Raw genomic sequence first — 16,406 nt, forward strand, 5'->3', positions numbered from 1 at the left:
CACTCCCGTCTCACTGCACTCCCATTCCGCTGCCGCGCTTGCCGCGGGCCATCGCCACGTGCCGCGCGGCGTGCGCCTTCGCGCCCTGCGCCTCCTCCGGCGCGTTGTGCGGACCCGACCGGGTGTGGTCGAGCCCGGTCAGCGCCGAGGCCGCTACGCCCTTCTCCTCGAGCGCCTGGACGACGGTCCCGCTGAACCGCTCGCCGGCGCCCTTGGCGTCGTACAGCTTGCGCAGGTCGATCTTGTTGCCCTCGGCCAGCATCGCCAGCGACGGGTGCAGCGCCCCGAACGCCGCGCCGTACCCGTTGTCGTCCTTGCTGGTGCCGACCATTGTGCCGTTCGGCAGCGCACGGTAGACCTGCTGGGCGCCGTCCTGCTGCTTCATCGTGACGACGACCTCGACCTGCTCCTTGCGGGCCCGGTCGAGCGCGTCGACCAGCGGCTTGTACGGCGCGACGGTCTTCGAGCCGTCGGCGCCGGTGACGACCTCGCTGGCCGCCACCCGTCGTACCGGTACGCGCTTGGCCAGCTTGGCGAGCTCGTCGGGGTTCCAGTGCTGCATCGGCGCCTGGCCGGCTTCCATCCGGGCCTGCATCGCCTCGAAGTCGTGCCGGAACATGCTCAGCGTGACGACGCCGGTCGCGGCGTTCTCGAAGGTCGCCTCGTGCGTGACCTTCGTCTGGTGGTCGCGGGTCGTGCGCTGCCGCCGGGCGTCGACGTGGAACGTCACCAGGAGCTGCACCGTGACCAGCTCACCGGACTCGTTGGAGTTGGTCTCGTCACGGTTGCCAGAGGTGTCGCCGCTCCGCTCCTTCGCCTGCTCACCGAACGAGGCCCCGGCCTTCAGCCCGGTGGTCGGATCGGAGGTGCCGATGTTCTGGCTGGTGGGGGCCAGCCGGGTGCTCTCCTGGCTGGTGTTGACGGCGACCTGGTGACGGTGGGCCTCACCGACCTGCGCGTGCTCCGAGCTGTCGGAGACGAGCTGCAGGCCGGACAGGTCGGCGCGCAGCCGCAGCCGGACCTGGCGCGAGCCGTGCCCAGGCACCGGCAGGCCCGGCGTCCAGGGACTGCCCGTACCGTCGGAACGCTCGAACGCGATCCGCCGGGCACTGCCGTTGAGCTCCTCGCGAATGATGCCCTTGTGCAGCTGGACGCCGGCCCGGGTCAGCCAGCGCCGGCCGCCCAGCTCGCTCGTCACCCGGGAGACGAGCGCGTCGTCGAAGTCCGGGTCGTCGATCGTCTCCTGCTCGTTGGGCAGCTCGCCGTTCTGGTCGTGCAGCTGGATCCCGCGCAGGAACTTCTGCGTGGACAGCACGACCGGGCGGTGGTCCGTGTACTCCGGGGGCTTCAGCGGCACCTGGTTGACGTCGGAGGCCGGTACGAGCAGGGTCAGGCGACCGCTCGCCTCGCGGCGGTGCGGTGCCGGCCGCTTCTCGTCGCTGCGGAACCGGTCGGCGGTCTGGCGCAGCTTGCCCTTGGTCTCGGCGCCGGCGCCCGGTGTCTCCTCGACCTCGATGACGAGCCGGAAGTCGTGCTCGACCCGCTTGGTCTTGGACCACAGCGCGCGGCTCAGGTGGGTGTTCTGGTCGACGACGTTGACCGACTCGGACGTGGTCAGCTCGGTGCTCAGCCCCGCCGACCCGGCGTCGCCGTCGGTGAGCCCGGCCCCGAGATCGGCGCCGTAGCCGACGCTGCGCGTGATGCCACGGCCTTCCTCGGTGTAGTCGTAGCCCTGCAGGATGATCAGCGCGTTCTCGGTCTGCTCCGGCTCGGCTGCCGCGCCCTCGCCCGCCGCGGCCGGCTGCGGGGGCTTGCCCTCGCTCGGTGCCTCGTCGATCGTGATCGGGCCGGTGCGCACCATCCGGACCCGGATCCGCAGGTTGCGCGCGGCCGACGTACCGGGTTCCTCGCCGCCGAACGGCAGCTCCAGGTTGAAGCCGGTCGGGTCCTTGACCTTCTCCGCGTGCCCCCGCCAGCGGATCCCCGCCAACTGGCTCCGGATCGCCGCGCCGACCGCCGGGTCACCGGCAGCGTCCGGCACCGCCTCGGCGACCGCGGCGCTCACCTCGCGCTCCATCGTGGTGACGTTGCCCTCGCCGTCGCGGAAGACGTCGCGGTCGACCAGCCCGGCGCCCATCGTGGTCCGGTAGTGGTTCGGCAGTTGCGCCTCGGCCCGGGTCTTCGCGACCTTCTCGGCGTCGGCGGCGACCTGATCGAACGTCTCCGGCTGCGCCCGCGGCTTGGTGATCTTCGCCGTCCGGGGCAGCAAGGCCTTCAGCTTCTCGTCGGTGTGGGTGGCCGCGAGCCCGGTGGTGACGCCCTGCTTGTCCCGCTGGTAGCGCCGGATCATCGCCGTGGAGGTCCGCCGGTCCAGGCTCAGGTTGCCGTCCTGCATCCGCTCGACCGCGTCCGCGACCTTCTCCAGCGGCAGGTCGAGGTCGCTGTCGCCGTACATCTTCAGCGCGTCCCGCTCCGGGATCGTCAGCATCACCGTGCCGGTGTCGAGCTCGACCTTCTCCGGCGCGGCCAGCCCGGCCGCCTTGATCTTCGCCTCCAGCTTGAGATCGCCGACGAACTGGTAGTGCTGCCCGTCCTTGATGTTCAGCCGCTCGACGCCGCGGATCGCCAGCTCGTTGCTGGAGCTGGAGATGTTGCCCGACCGGTTCACCCCGACCGAGCCGTTCCAGCCGTCGCCGGTCGCTTCGGTCATCCCGGTGCCGCCGCCGATTCCGGCGGTGTTCCCGGTCGAGCTGCCGGTGGTGAAGCCGGCGCTGTCCAGCGTCAGGTTGATGTCGCCGATGATCGGGTGCCCGCTGCCGACGTACCGGAGGTTCTCGATCTTCGTGGTCAGCGTGATGCTGCCGCGGCGCGGGGTGAGACCGCGCTGGGCGAGCGCCTGCAGCGCGTCCGAGGGCGCCGGGCTGACCGCGAAGTCCGTCCGGTACTCGGTGGTCAGCATCTCGGGGTGCGCGTTCAGGTTGCGCACGTTGACGAAGCCGGCCAGGTGGTGCAGGGCCGCGGAGTCGCTGCGGGCGACCGCGGGCAGGGCGGCCGTCAGCCGGGCCGAGATGTCGCCGGCGTCCAGGTGCTGCCAGGTCGCCGTCTGCAGCAGCTGCGGGTCGACCTCGCCGTCGATCGCGACGCACTGCGGCTCGCCGCGGTCGCAGAACTCGCTGTCGATCGACAGCTTCGCGCTGCCCTCGAGCTCGACGATCGGAGGGGTGTCGCCGTCGGGCAGGACCTCGGTGACGGTCAGCGTGTGCTTGATCCGGAAGTCGGCCAGCGGCCCCGAGCTCTCGGTCAGGGTCACGCCGTTGACCGTCGTACCGGTCACCCAGGAGAAGAACCGGCCCATCGCGGACCGCCCGTACGACGGACCGCCGCTCGGCGTACTGCCCGCCTGGTTCTCGCCGGGCCGGTCGCTGAAGCCGAGCTTGGCCGACCAGGGCAGTCCCTTCGACCGGTTGCGGGAGCGGCTGGTCGTGTTCGACCCGATGTGCAGGTTGGCGGCGGTCTGCGAGCGGTTCAGCCCGAGCCAGCGGGGATTCTCGAGGTCCTGCGTCATCGCGACCCGGTAGGTCCGCTCCTGCGGCGTGTCCCTGACTCGGTGCTGGGTCAGCGCGAACACGAACCCGCCCTGACAGGCCTGGTCGTACCCGGTCTCCAGCCGGTGCCGCGACAGCTGCTGCCCGACCCGCTCGAGGTTGGCCAGCTGACTGACCACCACCGGGTCCTGCAGGTCGACGCCCCGCAGGATCGGCTGGAAGTTCCTGTCGAGCTTCGGCACCATCCCCTCGTCGCTGAGGTGCCGCACGAACGCCTTGTACGCCGGGTCGGCGCCCCGCAGCTTCTGCACCAGCGCAGCGCCCGCGCCGCGGAGTTGGCCCTGGTCGTTGCCCATCCAGACCGGCAGCTTCATCGGCTCACCCGGCTGCGCGCAGCCGCGGGTCAGCACACCGCCGTCCGCGCTGAGTTGCGCCTTCCCGTCCTTGTCGAGCACGAGCGCGGCCTTCGGGAACGGCAGGTCGTTGTCGGCGGCCTCGTTCTCCGGCAGCCGCAGGACTGCGTCGCCCGCGTTCTCGACGTCGAACGCCTCGTCCTTGTCGAGCCGGTGGAAGGTGAGCTTGTGCTCCAGCCGGACCTTGACGCCGATGGTCTCCTCGGTGCGCTGGACGCTCGGGTGGATGGCGACGTCGCTGACGCTGAGGCTGTCGCCGCGGGACACGCTCCGGGCCCCGCGCAGCGTCGGGCCGAAGTCCACCGTGCCGGTCCCGAGGTCGGACAGCGCCTTGCCGCCGTACTCGAGAGTGGCCGCGGTCGAGGACGACGTCCCGAAGGACTGGCTGCCGCTCGCGCCGGAGAAGCCGACCCGGATCCGCTCGATCTTGTGCTCGGGAGAGCTGTCGCTGAGCAGCTCCGCGGACTCCCGGACGACGGTCGTCTCTAGCTGCGCGTACGCGACCGCGCGGCCGCCGTTGTAGATGATCCGGCCGAACCCGCCCGGCCGGGTCGCCTCGGTCAGCGCCGCCGGAGCGTCGTCGACGCACATCGCGCGGACCTGGTCGGCCGCGGTCCGGTCGAGTTTGCCGAGACGGGTCCGCAGGCCGGCGATGCCCTTGTCGGCGAGGTCGTCCATGCCGTCGACGCGGGACGCGACGTGCTCGGGCAGTTCCTGGGCCCGCTCCAGCTCAGTGGCGGGATCGACGTCCGGGTCGAACTCGAGGTCGTCCAGCCGGACGGTCTCCTTCGGGGGCGGGACCGTGTAGCTGTGGCTGATGCCCATCACCAGTTGGGAGGCGTCCTGCGGGTCGCCCGAGTCGACGACGTTGGCCTGCGACCACGGCTCACCGACGCCACCGCGCACCTGCCAGCGCCACTCCGGCGCGTCGGCGGCGTAGCGCAGGATCTCGCCGTTCAGGACCTCGACCGCGCCCGACAGACCGTTCTCCTGGGCGCTCCCGGTGACGGAGTGGCTCTGGCCCACGGCGTGCTCGAAGCCGGGGGCGATGATGTGCGAGACGCCCTTGAGCGCGCTGGAGTCCGGGAAGGCCGCCGTCAGCGTCTTGAGGTTGGCGCCGCCGTTGTAGCCGAGGGACTCGACCGTGGTGGTGGCGACGCTGAAGCCGCCCTGCCGCAGCTGGGCCAGCGCGCCTTCGTCGAAGGTCAGCGGCGACGACAGGACCTCGCGCAGCTCACCGGGGTTCAGCTTCACCTTGAACTGGATCACGCTGCCGGCGTCCGCCCGCGGGTTGTTGCCGACGGTCAGCAGGACGCCGTTCGGCGACAGCACTCGCCGGGTGCCGGACCGGAGTCGTCGGTGCAGCACCTCCGGGGTGTAGCGGAAGGTGCTCTGCCGCCGGGCGAGTTCCTGGTTGAGCTCGCGGGTCAGCTTGGTCAGGTGCGGGAAGCGACCGGACGTGATCGCGGTGTGCTGGACGTCCGGCGACGGCAGGGTGGCCGCGGCAGCGGTCCGGTACGCCGAGACCTTCTCGGTCGCCGCCTGCGCCAGCTGCTGGATCTCCGGGCCTGGCTTGCCGCCTGACGCCTCCAGCTCCTCCAGCTTGGTGAGCAGTACGCCGTACGCTTGACCGGCCTCCCGGGCCTTCGTGGCCGCGTCGTCACAGGTCGCTGCGATCGTCAGGTGCCGCTCGGCCTTGCGCGTCGACGACTGTGCGGCGTCCCTGAGCTTCCGGCCACGCACGCTGCCTGCCGAGTCGTTGCGGCCCTCCTCGACCTTCGCCTTGGTCACCGAGTCCGCAGCCGCCGTCGTCGCGGCCTCTGCCGTCGTACGGCGGAACTCCGCGCGGCTGTCGAGCCCCTTGGCTGCCTTCTCGAGTCCGGCCATCTCCTGGACGACCTGCTCGCGCAGATGGGCCGGTGTGTTCGGCTGGGCGGGCGCCTGCGCGGTCTGGGTCTGCGGTACGACGTGCAGGGCCCGTGCGGAGTCGGGGAGCGCAGGAGCCGGCTGGCCGGTCCGCCCGATCGCCTTGGCCAGCTGCTCGAGCTCACCGCGCAGCTGGGTCAGCTTCGCGGGGTCAGGGGTGGGCTGGAGCTGCTCTTCGCGCCAGTTGCGACTGACCAGCCGGAACTGGTCGTACTGCGCCGTCGCCTGCCGCTGGCGGCCCTGGAACCGGGGGAACCGGGCCCTGACCTTGTCGATCAAGCTGGTGGGCGCCTTCGCGCTGACCTCGCGGAGCGTGCCGCCGATCTGGCTCGCCCAGATGCGGGGGAGCTGCTCGGCCTTCACGCCACCGGCGATCCGGACCTGGTGCGGATCGGCCAGGCTGCCCGCCCGCACTGTGGTGTGCGCGACCAGGCGCCCCGGCGGCTCCTCGTCGACCACGCGGAAGTACTGGGCGCCGTGCTCGGCGGTAGTGACCAGGCCGAGGTTGCGGCTGGTGACGTCGTTCGGGGTGGTGATCTCACCGGGCAGGTCGGTGGGCTTGACGAGCCTGAGCGCCTCGAGCGCCTCGGCCGGTGTCAGCTTCGACTCGGACTTGGGGCGCCCGGTCGCCGTCAGCCCGGCTGCTGCCGGCGTACCGACTGTGCGGGGTACTGCGGCTTTGCGGTGGCGCGCACCGACCTGGCGGCGGTGCCGACCGGTCTCGGTACGCCGCCGGACGATCGCCGGGGGAGTGCTGGGGCGACCGAGCAACTCCGCCTCGCGCTGGATCGCGCGCGACGCCCGGCCGGTATCGGCGACCAGGGGAGCACGCTCAGCAGCGCGCTCCGCCGCCAGACGCCGTACGGCGGTTTCGGTGCTGAGCTGGTTGCTCTCCAGCACGTTGCGGAGCACGGTCCGGGCTTCGTCCTGGACGTCCTCGGCCGCGTCGGGCAGATCGAGCAACTGGTCCAGTGCGATCGTCGCTCCGTCGACCGGAGACGACCCGCCGCGGCTGTGGTCGACCTCGGCGCCCAGTGCGGCAACCGCTTCCACCAGGAGCCGCTGGTCGGTGACGTCCTCGCGCCCGGCCATGGCCTCCAGCCGGGTGTCGAGCCGCTCGACGGCCGAAAGCTCCAGCAGCTCACCGGAGTTGCTGAGCCGGACCCGGCCATCGTCGAGCGCGACGGCCTCCGGCGACACCACGCCGAGTGCGACGCCCAGCGCCGCGCGAGCCCGCTCGGCCGGCGTGAACCGCGACCGCCCGTGACCGCCCGTCGAAGTGACCCCAGGTGCTTCGGTCATCGCTGCTCGTCCCCCTCCGTATCACCTCATTGTGACGCGAGTGTGACCGCAAAGTAACTGGTGCGGTTCCCTCAGGCAACAGACTTCCGATCTCGATCGGAAAACGGTGGGTGATTGACATCCCCCGGCCACTTTCGTTGCCTGATGCATCAACCTGGATGTGCCAGGCTGGCGCGGTGAGCACTGTTCTGTCGCCCTCGTCGTGGACCGTCACCGAAGCCCGCAGCCTGACGTCCCGGCTGCGTCACACCAACCTCACCGGCCCCGAGTACGACGGCCTGGAGCTGTTCGGCGCGCTGACCGGCTACCTGGACGAGCTGTACGGCGGCGCCGGCTTCGACCGGCTGCTGGATGGGCCGGAGCGCGCCGCCCTGGCCAGGCGGATCCGGAAGGCGCGCGGCCACGGCGTACCGGTGGATCTTTCAACTACGGAAGCTGATGCGCGGCTCGACCAGCCGGTCAACGCGGCCGTGACGCTGGCCGAGGGCCGGGACCTGGCGGCCGAACTCGCCGCCGCGCCGGAGTGGCAGGGCGAACTCGGCCGCTGCCTGCAGGCGCTGTACAGCTATCTAGACCACTTGTACGGCGGACCCGGTGCGTTCACCGAGCTGCTGACGCCCGAAGAGGTCTCGGAAGTGTCCGCGGGGTAACAGCCTCGCCACGCTGTGGACCTGGGGGCGGAGTTGGTCCCTACTGGCCATTACGGTAGGCGCGTGAGTTTCTCCTCCTCCAACCGTCCCCAGGCCGCCGGCGCCCGCGCGGCCAAGCCCAGCGGCACCGGCAGACGTCTGCCCGGCAACCGCGAGCGCCGCCCCGCGCTGGCCGCCCTGGCGGTGATCCTGATCCTGCTCGGCGCCGCCGGCTCCACGCTGATCGCGCTGCGCAGCGGCGACCGGCAGTACTTCGTGGCGGTCAAGGAGAACCTGCCTCCGGGCCACAAGGTCGAGGACAAGGACCTGACCCGCGGCGACCTGGCCGGTGCGACCGGCACGCTGGTGCTGTGGTCGGACCGGGCCGCGCTGAAGGACCAGTACACGACCGGCTGGATCTACGCGGGCCAGTTCGTGTCGAAGAAGAACTTCACCAACGACCCCGTCCCCGAGGGCGGTGCACTGGTCGGTATCAGCGTGGAGAGCGGCCGGGCGCCGGCCGAGGCGGTCGAGGTGGGCGACGTCGTTCGGCTGGTCCGGATCCCGGCCGCCAACCAGGACGGCGGCCAGGCGGCCGTCATCGCGCCCGCGGCCAGGGTGACCTCCACCACCGGTTCGCTCACCGACGGCAAGACCGGCGCCAACACGACGGTCAACGTCACCGTGCTGATCCCCGACAGCCGCGCCACCACCGTGGCCGCCGCGGCCGCGGCGAAGACGCTGGTCCTGGTCAAGCTGGCCGACTCGGTGAAGCCGGAGATCTCCAACGACCCCGGAGCCCGCTGATGGCACTGGTCGCTTTGGCGAGCGCCAAGGGCTCGCCGGGGGTGACGACGGCCGGTCTGGTGCTGGGAGCGCTCTGGCCGCGACAGGTGCTGCTGACCGAGTGCGACCCGGCCGGCAGCGACGTCGCGATCCGGATGACCGCACCGGGCGGCCAGCCGCTGAACTCGGACCGCGGACTGGTCAGCCTGGCCGCCGCGGGGCGCAAGGGCCTCGGTGACGAGGTCATCATGGCGCACAGCCAGCAGCTCGACGGCGGGCTGGACGTGATGCTCGGAGTGCGTTCGCCTGAGCAGATCGGCGGCATGGGTGGCCTGTGGTCGCCGCTGGGCATCACCTTCAACCAGATGCACAGTGCCGACGTCCTGGCCGACTGCGGGCGGATCGGAGCGGCGTCGCCGCAGCTGCCCGTCGTACAGGCTGCTCGGCTCGTCGTCCTGGTCTGTACGGCGACCGGCTCGTCCGTGGCGCACCTGCGGGAACGCCTGTCGTCGCTGGTGCACCACGTCGACGCACGGCTCGCCGTGATGGTCGTCGCCGACCCGAAGCGCCGTGACGGCGTCAAGCAGGTCTGGTCGGTGCTGGACGCGATGTCGATCCAGATCCACCACCGCTGGCACCTCGCCTACGACCCGGTTGGCGCGTCGTTCTTCGACGGACGCGGACACGGGCGGCTGGAGAAGACCGCGCTGATCCGGACCGGCAGCGAGATCGCCGCCGAGATGGCCGCGGTCGTCGGCGCGCCCTCGCAGTACGAGTACGACATGGCGCAGGCCCTGCCGCAGGACGGGGAGGGCCGCCGGTGATCACCGACCAGGAGCTGGTCCGCAAGCTGCGGGTCCAGGTCGCCGAGCGGCTGAACGAGCAGCGCCGCCGCGACCAGGTCAACGGCGTCCCGCCGATGAGCGCCGAGGACGAGCGGGAGTACGCCCGCTCACTGATCGTGCAGGTGCTCGAGGACCACGCCCGCTACGAGCTGGCCGAGGGCCGGACGCCGCCGACGCCCGAGGACGACGCGCAGATCGCCGGCGCGATCCACTCCGCGCTGTTCGGCGTCGGCCGGCTGCAGCCGCTGATCGACGACCCCGAGGTCGAGAACATCGACATCAACGGGTGCGACCAGGTCTTCGTCCAGTACGGCGACGGCCGCGAGGAGCGCCCGGGCCCGGTCGCGGAGTCCGACGAGGAACTGGTCGAGCTGATCCAGGTCCTGGCCGCGCACGCGGGACTGACCAGCCGCCCCTTCGACTCGGCCAACCCACAGCTCGACCTGCGGCTGCCGGACGGCTCGCGGCTATCGGCCGTGATGGGCGTGACGTCGCGCCCGGCGGTCTCGATCCGGCGGTCCCGGCTCGGCCGGGTGTTCCTCAAGGACCTGGTCGCGAACGGGACGTTCTCCGACGAGATCGGCTCGTTCCTCAAGGCGGCCGTCGCGGCCCGCAAGAACATCATGATCGCGGGCGCCACCAACTCCGGGAAGACCACGCTGCTGCGCGCGCTGGGCAACGAGATCCAGCCGCACGAGCGGCTGATCACGGTCGAGCGCTCGCTGGAGCTCGGGCTCGGCGAGTTCAAGGACCTGCACCCGAACGTGGTCGCGTTCGAGGAGCGGCTGCCGAACTCCGAGGGCGTCGGCGAGGTCAGCATGGCCGACCTGGTCCGCCGCTCGCTGCGGATGAACCCGTCGCGCGTCATCGTCGGTGAGGTGCTCGGCGACGAGATCGTCACGATGCTGAACGCGATGAGCCAGGGCAACGACGGCTCGCTGTCGACGATCCACTCGAACAGCTCGATGGAGGTGTTCAACCGGATCAGCACCTACGCCATCCAGGCGACCGAGCGGCTCCCGATGGAAGCCACCCAGATGCTGATCTCCGGCGCGCTCGACTTCGTCGTGTTCGTCCGCAAGCACAACGACTACCAGCACGGCGGCACGCTCAGCCGGTACGTCGAGAGCATCCGCGAGGTCACCGGCTGGGACGGCCGCGTGCTGTCCGGCGAGGTGTTCGCCCCGGGCCCCGACGGCCGCGCGGCGGCGCACGCGCCGATCTCGTGCATGGACGAGCTGGAGCACTTCGGCTACCAGCCGATGGTGCACGGCCGGTGGGCGTGAGGTGGACCGATGAATGACTCGAATCTGCTGCCACTGCTGTGCGGTGCGGTGGTCGGCGGCGGGATCCTGCTGCTGATCATCGCGCTCCGCGGCACCGAGCCGCGCGAGGAGACTCCCTCGCTGTTCAAGCGCAGCCGCAGCGCCGACGGCCGGCGGCAGCTGACCCGGCTCGGCGTGGGCATCGCCGTCGGGATCATCGTCCTGGTGGTGACCCGCTGGCTGGTGCTCGCCGTGGCGCTCGGTCTGCTCGCGGCGATGGCCGACCGTTTCTTCGGTGGTACGGGCGAGGAGCGCCGCGCGATCGAGCGGCTGGAAGCCCTGGCCACCTGGACCGAGGCACTGCGCGACACGATCGCCGGCGCGGTCGGTCTGGAGCAGGCGATCCCGGCGACCGCGGTCAACGCGGCCCCGGCGATCAAGCCCGGCCTGAACCTGCTCGTCGACCGGCTGCGGATCCGCGAACCGTTGCCCTCGGCCCTGATGCGGTTCGCCGACGACCTGGACGACCCCTCGGCCGACCTGATCGTCGCCGCCCTCGTCCTGAACGCGCGGCTGCGCGGCCCCGGTCTGCGCGAGGTGCTGACCGCCCTGGCCGACTCGGCCCGCGAAGAGCTCGACGTACGCCGTAAGGTCGCCGCCGAACGGCGCTCGACCCGGCGTTCGGTCCAGGTCGTCGTCGCGATCACCCTGCTGGTCGCGGCCGCGCTGGTGCTGTTCAACCCGGTCTACGTCCAGCCGTACACGAGCTTCATCGGCCAGTTCGTGCTGTTCCTGGTCATCGCCCTGTACGCCGTGGGCCTGGTCTGGCTGCGCAAGCTGGCCAAGATCGAGGTGCCCGAGCGGTTCCTGATCCGGGCCGACGACAAACGGTCCGCGCGGGCCGGCGACGAACGGATGGAGGTGGTGGGCGGATGACCTGGGCCTTCATCTGCGGCGGTCTGGTCGGCATCGGGGTGTTCCTGCTGGTCCGGATGCTCGTCCGGCCGGCGCCCAACGTGCTGTCCACGATCGCCCGCATCGACGCCGGGCGGGCCGGCTACAGCAGCGGCTCGACCGCGAGCGCGGCGGGGGAGAAGGTGCTCGGCGGGGTCGACAAGGCCCGCGAGACCCTCGGCCGGCGGCTCGAGGCCGAGGCGAACGCGCGCGGCTGGGCGTTCGGCCGGCTGCGCCGCGACCTCGCGGTGATGAACCAGCCGTTCGCGGCGATGCTCGCCACCAAGATGTTCTTCGCGCTCGGCGCGCTGATCTTCATCCCGGTGGTGCTGTTCGCGGCGTCGTACCTGGGCTTCCCGGCACCGGGCGCGGCCCCGGCCGTGGTCACGCTGGCCGCGATGGTGTTCGCGTTCTTCCTGCCCGACCTGGCGCTGCGCCAGGAGGCGGAAGAGCGCCGGCGCGACTTCCGGCACGTGGTCGGCAGCTTCCTCGACCTGGTCGCGATGAACCTGGCCGGCGGCCGCGGTCTGCCCGAGGCGCTGATGACGGCCTCCACGATCGGCGACCACTGGGCGATGGCCCGGATCCGCCAGGCACTGGCCAACGCCCGCCTGATCGGCATCACCCCGTGGGACGCGATGGCCCGCCTCGGCGAGGACCTCGGCGTCGAGGAGCTCCGCGACCTCGCCTCCGCGCTGGCCCTGGCCGGCGACGAGGGCGCCAAGATCCGCGCCTCCCTGCTGTCCCGCGCGGCGTCGCTGCGCCGCAAGGAACTCGCCGACGTCGAGGGCAAGGCCGGCGAGCGGTCCCAGTCCATGCTGGTGGCCCAGCTCGTCATGTGCGCCGCCTTCATGCTGTTCCTCGGCTACCCAGCAGGCGCCGCGATCCTGGGAAGTTAGTGCTGAATTTTCGCGGAGCGTTATCAAGGCGGCGGATCGGGCAAGGGATCCGCCGAGGCACTTCGGTCGTCGTACCGGGCATACTGAGGCTCGGTTCGGGCTCACGAATGGGAAAGGCAATCGGATGAACCAGGAAGTGCAGTTCGTGCGCGCGATGGTCGGGTACGCGCTGGCGCGGGCCCACAACCAACGGGCTCGCGCCCGGCGCGGTGAGAGCGAGCTCGGGGCCTCGGCGCTGGAGTGGGCGATCATCTCGGCCATCCTGGTCGCCGCCGCGATCGCCATCGGCGCCGTGGTCAAGGGCGTCATCGACAAGCGCACCGGCGAGATCCAGAAGGGCTGACGCCTTGCCGCAGGGACGCCGGCGCACCACCGCCACCACCGGGCACCGCCTCGCCCGGACCGGCGGAGCCGGCTCGTCCAGGCGGCGCTTCGGCGTACCCTCTTCCGCCCGGTCGGAACGAGGAGCCAGCTCCCTGGAGCTGGCCATCCTCGCGCCCACGATCCTGGCGCTGATCTTCGTGTCGATCCAGAGCGCGCTGTGGCTGTACGGGCGCTCGGTCGCCCTGAACGCCGCCCAGGAAGGCGTGTCCCGCCTGCGGCTCGTGCAGCCTGAGCTGTACACCCCGGCCGTCGGGGAGAAGGTCCGCGCCGACATCGAGGCCTACGCGCAGCAGCTCGCGGGAAACTCGCTCGGCGACGCGAAGGTCGCGGCGCCGGCGTACAACGACCCTGAAGGTCAGGTGTCCTTCACCGTCACCGGCGAGACCATCTCTCTGGTTCCGGGCCTGACGCTCACGGTCTCCCGTACGGCGACCGGCCCGATCGAAGAGTTCGAAGCGGACGACGGCGAATGAGGAGGCCCCAGCGGACCGAACGCGGCACGATGGCCCTGGAGATGGTCATCCTCGCCCCGATCCTCCTGATTCTCTTCTTCTTCCTGCTGGCCTGCGGCAGGTACTTCCAGACCTCGTCGCTGCTCGAGAACGCGGCCCGCGACGGCGCCCGGTCGGCGAGCCAGGAGCGCAGCCTCGGTCAGGCGCAGGGCAAGGTCGACGAGGCGGTCGCCCGCACCATGGACCAGGCGGTCGAGTCCTGCAAGACCTCGGCCTCGGGCGCCATCACGACCGGGTTCGCCGCCGGCACCCCGCTGTCGGTCGAGGTCACCTGCACCATCGACTACCGGGACCTCGGTCTGCTCGGCATCGGTGGAGACACGACGATCACCAAGCAGTTCTCCAGCTCCCTCGATCCCTACCGCGGAGTCCGGGATGGCGAGAACCCCTGACCGCGCGGGCCGAGCGCCCGCCGTACGCCGAACCCTCACCCGCCTCGGTCACTGGTTCCGCATCGATGCCCCCGGCAACGACCGCGGCGCCCTCAGCCCCGCCGTCGTGATCCTCGCCCTGATGATCTTCACCCTGGCCGGCCTCGTCATCGACGGCGGCCGCCAGTTGGGCGCCCGCTCGAGGGCGGTCGGCTACGCGCAGGAGGCCGCCCGGGCCGGAGTCAGCACCATCGACTTCAACTCCGCGGAGGCGAAGATCGACATCACCAAGGCCGGCGACGCGGTCGGGACGTTCTGTGCCAAGGTGACCCAGAACGACCCGGCGGTCACCGAGTGCGGGACGAGCGAGATCGACGCCGAGCACCTGCAGGTCCAGGTCCGGATCGACAACCAGACCACCTTCCTCGGAATGGTGGGGATCAAGAGCCTGACCGCCTCCGGAGTCGGCGAGGCCCACACCGAGCAGGGCGTGACGAAACCGGACGACGCCCCGACGAAGATCCCACCCCTGGTCGTCGAGACCAAGCCGCAGGGACCGGGCACCGGCGCCCCGATCCGGTCGACCGCCGTGCCACCGACGTACGACGTCCCGTGCCCGACCTGGACCACCGGGTCGCCGATGCCGACGCCGACCTGGGACCCGCCGATCCCGTTCCCGACGACGTGCACGCCGAACGCCACGCCGACGGACACGCCGTCGCCGACCGGCGATCCGACTGATCCGACCGACCCCACTGACCCCACTGACCCCACTGAGCCGACGAAGCCGACGAAGCCGACGACGTCGACGAGCGGGGGCTGACGATGACACCGATGAGGAGCAGCGCAGTGCGAGGTCGTACGTTGACGACGGCAGCGGCCTTCCTGGTCGTCCTGGCCGGGTGCAGCGGTGGCGGTGAGACCAACAAGGGCGGCCTCCCGATCGGTGTCGACGACCAGCCGGACAGCAATCCGACGATCACGCTGCCGACCCCACCGCCGCAGTCGACGCCGGCTCCTCGCCCCACCTCGGCCAAGCCGACGACGGCGAAGCCGCCGGCCGCGACCGCGAAGGTGGTCGTGGTCCCCGGCCGCTTCGGCGCCGAGCCTGCTGTCCAAGGACTGGTCGCGAAGTACCCGCTGTACTACCAAGCGCTGGTCTCCCGGAACTCGGACATCGTGAAGACCGGCTTCCCGGCCATCTTCTACGCGGGCACCGCGACCGACATCGAGGCCGCGAAGGACGCCGGCTGGCTGATGCGGCCGCCCGGCAGCATCGTGGTCATCGGAACGTCGAAACAGCCGTACGGCGTGGTGCGGGTCAATCTGTGCCGCTCGCAACGACTGCAGTGGTGGAACCCGAAGACCCGCAAGTTCGTCGTCAACGCCCCGAAGGGGACCGGCGAGGCGATCGACATGGTCCGTACCGGTTTCGGCTGGACCATGTACCGGATGGTCCGCCCGATCCCGGCGGGAATCAACTGCGCCACCGTGCGCTATCCGGTCTAGATCGGAACGACGATGAAGACTCCCCGTGAGCCCGGCGTGCCGGGCGGAATGCTCCCCGGCGCCGCTAGGCTGCCCTCAGGACCAATGTCAGGAGTGAGGATGCGCAACCGGTTCGCCCGCGGGTTGACAGCTCTCAGCATGGTGATCGCGCTGACGGTCGGCCTGCCCGCGCCGACCGCGTCGGCCCTGGAGGTGCTCGGCGACGGCGCGTGCACGATGTACGCGAACTCGGCCGGATTCGGTGCCTACTGCAACGCAGGTCAGATCAGCCCCGACGGCCAGCCGCCGCCGTCGTGGCGGGACCAGTTGGCCGGTCGCCCGTTCATTCCGTGCCGCGACTTCCCGGTTCCGGCCGGGATCACGCTGGCCGCACCTCCGGCAGGCAAAGAGTGGGTACTCCGGCTGACGATCGTCGACTACGACCTGGAGGACAACGACGGCGGGCCCGAGGCGCACCTGGAGCGCGCCATCGTGCCGGTGTCGGCGGAAGAGAAGGAGCAGTGCCGGCACGAGGGCTACATGGACCAGTACTGGACCTACTTCAACGAGACGTATCCCGACCCGGTGCTTCTGGTGAAGCCGACCTACACGCCGCGGGTGAACGTGCCGGCGTACTTCGCGCTGGCGCCCGAGACGTCGTACGTGCTGAAGAACTACGGCGCGATCGACGCCCGGAACATCGCGAACTACTCCAATGTCCCCGCCGACGGTGAAGGTCAGGGCGAGCGGTTGACGATGCAGGCGGTAGTGGCTCGGCTGACCGTGGATCCCGGGGACGGCACCGGCCCGTTCGAGTGCCTCGGCGGCACGCTGCCGATCGGCTCGGACGGGTACGACGAGAAGGCCGACCCGTTCCACCAGGCGAGCACCTGCGGCCACGTGTACAAGCGGTCCAGCGCGAAGCAGCCGGACGGGATGTACACCGTGAAGCTGACGATCCACTGGGAGGTGTCCTACTGGCGCAACAGCCAGGGCTGGCTGCCGGTGGGCAAGGCTGACGTGAACGCTGTGCAGCGGTTGCCTGTGCAGGAAGTACAGGGGATCGGTGGCTGATGGAGGGACGACG

General features: G+C 71.0%; 13 protein-coding genes. 12 read left to right on the top strand and 1 reads right to left on the bottom strand.

Features of this window, described 5'->3' with window-relative positions; translation table 11 throughout:
* Window positions 1-10: 10 nt before the first annotated feature.
* On the bottom strand, window positions 11-7,186 hold the full coding sequence (locus tag HDA39_RS08975) for a hypothetical protein (RefSeq protein ID WP_184794766.1): 7,176 nt from the start codon (window positions 7,184-7,186) through the stop codon (window positions 11-13).
* A 176-nt stretch (window positions 7,187-7,362) separates the two neighbouring features.
* Here HDA39_RS08975 and HDA39_RS08980 point away from each other — a divergent pair, with 176 nt between their 5' ends.
* From HDA39_RS08980 to HDA39_RS09035, 12 genes are all read left to right on the top strand, one after another.
* Window positions 7,363-7,836: a hypothetical protein gene (locus HDA39_RS08980; protein ID WP_337925681.1), complete on the top strand. Its 474-nt coding sequence runs from the start codon at window positions 7,363-7,365 to the stop codon at window positions 7,834-7,836.
* Between the two features lie 63 nt (window positions 7,837-7,899).
* On the top strand, window positions 7,900-8,622 hold the full coding sequence (locus tag HDA39_RS08985; protein ID WP_184794768.1) for a hypothetical protein: 723 nt from the start codon (window positions 7,900-7,902) through the stop codon (window positions 8,620-8,622).
* Window positions 8,622-9,425, top strand: a complete 804-nt coding sequence (locus HDA39_RS08990) for a CpaE/TadZ family protein (RefSeq protein ID WP_184794769.1) — start codon at window positions 8,622-8,624, stop codon at window positions 9,423-9,425. Before HDA39_RS08985 ends, HDA39_RS08990 begins: the two co-directional genes overlap by 1 nt.
* Entirely contained in the window at window positions 9,422-10,732 is a 1,311-nt protein-coding gene (locus HDA39_RS08995) for an ATPase, T2SS/T4P/T4SS family (protein WP_184794770.1), read from the top strand. Before HDA39_RS08990 ends, HDA39_RS08995 begins: the two co-directional genes overlap by 4 nt.
* 9 nt (window positions 10,733-10,741) lie before the next feature.
* A complete protein-coding gene (locus HDA39_RS09000) occupies window positions 10,742-11,647 on the top strand; it encodes a type II secretion system F family protein (protein ID WP_184794771.1) in 906 nt (301 codons plus the stop codon).
* A complete protein-coding gene (locus tag HDA39_RS09005) occupies window positions 11,644-12,564 on the top strand; it encodes a type II secretion system F family protein (protein WP_184794772.1) in 921 nt (306 codons plus the stop codon). Before HDA39_RS09000 ends, HDA39_RS09005 begins: the two co-directional genes overlap by 4 nt.
* 124 nt (window positions 12,565-12,688) lie before the next feature.
* Window positions 12,689-12,907: a hypothetical protein gene (locus HDA39_RS09010; protein WP_184794773.1), complete on the top strand. Its 219-nt coding sequence runs from the start codon at window positions 12,689-12,691 to the stop codon at window positions 12,905-12,907.
* Between the two features lie 4 nt (window positions 12,908-12,911).
* Window positions 12,912-13,421, top strand: coding sequence for a TadE family protein (locus tag HDA39_RS09015; protein WP_238356010.1), 510 nt, complete (start codon window positions 12,912-12,914; stop codon window positions 13,419-13,421).
* Window positions 13,418-13,852, top strand: a complete 435-nt coding sequence (locus tag HDA39_RS09020) for a TadE/TadG family type IV pilus assembly protein (RefSeq protein WP_184794774.1) — start codon at window positions 13,418-13,420, stop codon at window positions 13,850-13,852. Before HDA39_RS09015 ends, HDA39_RS09020 begins: the two co-directional genes overlap by 4 nt.
* Complete coding sequence (locus HDA39_RS09025) at window positions 13,836-14,654, top strand: TadE/TadG family type IV pilus assembly protein (protein ID WP_184794775.1); 819 nt, start codon at window positions 13,836-13,838, stop codon at window positions 14,652-14,654. The genes HDA39_RS09020 and HDA39_RS09025 overlap by 17 nt, the downstream gene beginning before the upstream one ends.
* 26 nt (window positions 14,655-14,680) lie before the next feature.
* The gene (locus HDA39_RS09030; RefSeq protein WP_337925682.1) at window positions 14,681-15,340 is read left to right on the top strand and encodes a hypothetical protein; all 660 of its coding nucleotides are present in this window, start codon (window positions 14,681-14,683) and stop codon (window positions 15,338-15,340) included.
* A 99-nt stretch (window positions 15,341-15,439) separates the two neighbouring features.
* Window positions 15,440-16,393: a hypothetical protein gene (locus HDA39_RS09035; RefSeq protein ID WP_184794777.1), complete on the top strand. Its 954-nt coding sequence runs from the start codon at window positions 15,440-15,442 to the stop codon at window positions 16,391-16,393.
* Window positions 16,394-16,406: the final 13 nt, after the last annotated feature.

It is taken from the genome of Kribbella italica, assembly GCF_014205135.1.
GTDB classification, from domain to species: domain Bacteria; phylum Actinomycetota; class Actinomycetes; order Propionibacteriales; family Kribbellaceae; genus Kribbella; species Kribbella italica.